1 protein-coding gene and 8 tRNA genes are annotated in these 3,505 nt (G+C 44.5%); 2 read left to right on the plus strand and 7 right to left on the minus strand.

The window, feature by feature from the left end:
• Nucleotides 1-83: 83 nt before the first annotated feature.
• From GWI56_RS21465 to gltX, 7 genes are all read right to left on the minus strand, one after another.
• A tRNA-Glu gene (locus GWI56_RS21465) sits at nucleotides 84-159 on the minus strand.
• Nucleotides 160-289: 130 nt separating this feature from the next.
• Nucleotides 290-365: transfer RNA gene (locus tag GWI56_RS21470), tRNA-Glu, on the minus strand.
• A 221-nt stretch (nucleotides 366-586) separates the two neighbouring features.
• Nucleotides 587-662 (minus strand) — tRNA-Glu (locus GWI56_RS21475).
• A gap of 130 nt (nucleotides 663-792) precedes the next feature.
• A tRNA-Ala gene (locus GWI56_RS21480) sits at nucleotides 793-868 on the minus strand.
• Nucleotides 869-972: 104 nt separating this feature from the next.
• A tRNA-Glu gene (locus tag GWI56_RS21485) sits at nucleotides 973-1,048 on the minus strand.
• A 63-nt stretch (nucleotides 1,049-1,111) separates the two neighbouring features.
• Nucleotides 1,112-1,187: transfer RNA gene (locus tag GWI56_RS21490), tRNA-Ala, on the minus strand.
• 105 nt (nucleotides 1,188-1,292) lie between these two features.
• Nucleotides 1,293-2,702, minus strand: coding sequence for a glutamate--tRNA ligase (gene gltX, locus GWI56_RS21495; protein WP_105252064.1), 1,410 nt, complete (start codon nucleotides 2,700-2,702; stop codon nucleotides 1,293-1,295).
• A 607-nt stretch (nucleotides 2,703-3,309) separates the two neighbouring features.
• Between gltX and GWI56_RS21500 the strand changes: the two genes are divergently transcribed.
• A tRNA-Val gene (locus tag GWI56_RS21500) sits at nucleotides 3,310-3,385 on the plus strand.
• Between the two features lie 44 nt (nucleotides 3,386-3,429).
• Nucleotides 3,430-3,505, plus strand: a tRNA-Val gene (locus GWI56_RS21505).

Below are 3,505 nucleotides of genomic sequence, written 5' to 3' on the forward strand. Positions count from 1 at the left end.
AACACATTCACTTCAGTAGGCTAGGAAGCAAATGCCTTGTTCTTACCAAACAACACGTTAGTTATTTGCTAGGAACCCAAATGTGGTATCCCCTAGGGGATTCGAACCCCTGTTACCGCCGTGAAAGGGCGGTGTCCTAGGCCTCTAGACGAAGGGGACCCGGACTTATGATTTAACTCGTAACCGAGTTTTGTAACACATTCACTTCAGTAGGCTAGGAAGCAAATGCCTTGTTCTTACCAAACAACACGTTAGTTATTTGCTGGAACCACTCTCTATAAAATATAGATGGTATCCCCTAGGGGATTCGAACCCCTGTTACCGCCGTGAAAGGGCGGTGTCCTAGGCCTCTAGACGAAGGGGACCCGGACATATTAATTTGAACATTTCCTTCTTATATAAAGAAAAAGGTTCCCGTTTAACATCTACGGTGTCCTAGGCACTCTCTTCTAAAAGAACGAAGGGGACCCGGACTTATGATTTAACTCGTAACCGAGCTTTGTAACACATTTGCTTTAATAGGCTAGTAAGCAAATGCCTTGTTCTTACCAAACAACACGTTAGTTATTTGCTAGGAACCAAAATGTGGTATCCCCTAGGGGATTCGAACCCCTGTTACCGCCGTGAAAGGGCGGTGTCCTAGGCCTCTAGACGAAGGGGACCCGGACATATTAATTTGAACTTAACGTTCCCGTTTAACATCTACGGTCTCATAGGCACTCTTCTAAGTAGCGAAGTGTGCCTTGGGTGTATTAATTTAAACTTTCGTTTCTGCTTAATAAGGCAGTAAATTGGTGGAGCTACACGGGATCGAACCGTGGACCTCTTGCATGCCATGCAAGCGCTCTCCCAGCTGAGCTATAGCCCCAAATTTTTGTCAACACAGCTAACTTTAGCAGTATATGTATCAGCAGAAATTTATACTTTTTTCTTACCAAACAATACGTTAGTTATTTGGTAAGAACCAATATTTGGTATCCCCTAGGGGATTCGAACCCCTGTTACCGCCGTGAAAGGGCGGTGTCCTAGGCCTCTAGACGAAGGGGACCCCGGACATATTAATTTGAACTTTTCACTAGAAAAGGTTCCCGTTTAACATCTACGGTAAGTTTGGTGGAGCTACACGGGATCGAACCGTGGACCTCTTGCATGCCATGCAAGCGCTCTCCCAGCTGAGCTATAACCCCAAACCTATCGAACTACATTTAAGTGCACTGCAAGCATTTGCTCGACTGTGTCTCAACTGCGTGGCGCATTCTATGCAGCGCACCTAAAAGTGTCAACTCGTTTTTTTAGGAATTTATTCTATCTGCTACAAATTCAATCGCTTTGGATATTCTTTGCTCAGAACGGCTTCTTCCAATTAAAAATAGTGTGATATCTAAGCCTGGAGACTGCCCTGCCCCTGTTACTGCAACACGTAAAGGCATACCGACCTTACCCATACCCACATCTAATTCAGTCGCAGTATCTTCAATTGCCTGATGAATAGCTTCAGCTGTCCACTCAGTTAATGCTGATAATTTCTGTTGCACCAGTTGCAATGGCTCTAACGCAACACCGCGTAAATGCTTTTTCGCCTGTGCTTCATCAAACTCAGCAAAATCTTCATAGAAATAGCGGCTAGATGCGGCTAACTCTTTTAGAGTCTTAGCGCGCTCAGCTAATGCAGTGACCACTTCAGCTAATGCTGGGCCATTTGACAGATCAATTTTTTGATCGTCCATGTGCCATTGTAAGTGTGTTGCCACATATTCTGGATCTAGGCTCTTTATATAGTGTTGGTTCAACCACACCAGTTTATCGGTATTAAAAGCAGAAGCGGCTTTGTTGATGTCACTCAACTTAAAGAATTGCTTCATTTCTTCTAATGAGAAAATCTCTTGATCGCCATGTGACCAACCTAAACGTACTAAATAGTTCAGCAGTGCTTCTGGTAAATAGCCATCGTCACGGTACTGCATTACGCTAACAGCGCCATGGCGCTTAGACAACTTAGCGCCGTCATCACCTAGAATCATAGATACGTGTGCATATTCTGGGATCGGCGCCCCTAATGCTTTAAGAATGTTGATTTGACGCGGGGTATTGTTGATATGATCTTCACCACGCACCACACAAGTGATCCCCATATCCCAATCATCAACCACCACACAGAAGTTATAGGTTGGTACGCCGTCGGTACGGGCGATGATCAAGTCATCTAATGCATCGTTAGAAAATTCAATCCGACCACGAACATGGTCATCAAATACCACTGAACCACCGATTGGATTTTTAAAACGCACCACAAATGGTTCATCAGTCTCGCGAGCGGGTAAGTCGCGACAGCAACCATCATACTTTTGTGCTTCACCGTTAGCGGCCTGTGATTCTCTTAAGGCATCGATTCGCTCACGTGAACAGTAACATTTATACGCTGTGCCCTTTTCTAACATTTGAGCAATGATTTCGTTATAACGGTCAAAACGCTTAGTTTGGTAATATGGGCCCTCGTCCCATGTCAAACCTAGCCAGTTCATGCCTTCTAAAATCGCATCGCAAGCGGCTTGAGTCGAACGCTCAATATCAGTGTCTTCAATACGTAATACAAACTCACCGTTATTTGCACGGGCTTGTAACCAAGAATAAAGTGCCGTACGGGCACCACCAACATGCAAGAAACCGGTAGGACTAGGGGCAAAACGCGTCTTAGTTGTCATAATGGGACACTAACCTATATAAAGTCGTCTAGATAAAGACAATCACGATAAAAAAGTGGGCTTATTCTAACAGTCAAAGCAGGCGCTGCAAATGGGACAAGCTTCACAGTATCACTTATCTGGTTAAATCGTGTCGCGAATCCCTCCCTTTTATAGGGAAGCCAATATAAAGCGATATATAAAGGTGGCACTATTGCTATCACCACCATTGATGAATGCTAACACTTGAGAAGATTTTTCAGGCTTTATATTCCAACCCCTAAATCTCTACACCTATATTCCTTCGACTATAAATATCTGCGCCATCGAACACGCGCATCTATACACTATCAATGCACTCATGCTGTTAGTGCGCTAATTTTTATAAATCACTCACTTCCTCAGCACTTTTACCACAAAAAAGTCAGGTGAATGGGATGAGTTCAACTCGTATTTAATCGCGAGCGTCCAAATTACGTACCATTGACTGGCGAATTAAATAACACTTTGATCGGCGGCGTGATTAGCATTAAGCCAATATGGACAAAAATAGCGCGACCAATGCTTTTTTCACTAAAAAGCGTTGACACTAGATCGAACCTCCCTATAATACGGCTCCACACAGCGAGGTCGATTAGCTCAGCTGGGAGAGCACCTCCCTTACAAGGAGGGGGTCACTGGTTCGAGCCCAGTATCGACCACCATATTTTCTACAAAGAAATTATGGCATACAAAACGTTATATCCCAGGTCGCTTAGCTCAGCTGGGAGAGCACCTCCCTTACAAGGAGGGGGTCACTGGTTCGAGCCCAGTAGCGACCACCA

This window comes from Shewanella sp. DW31, assembly GCF_015767295.1.
Taxonomy (GTDB): domain Bacteria; phylum Pseudomonadota; class Gammaproteobacteria; order Enterobacterales; family Shewanellaceae; genus Shewanella; species Shewanella oncorhynchi.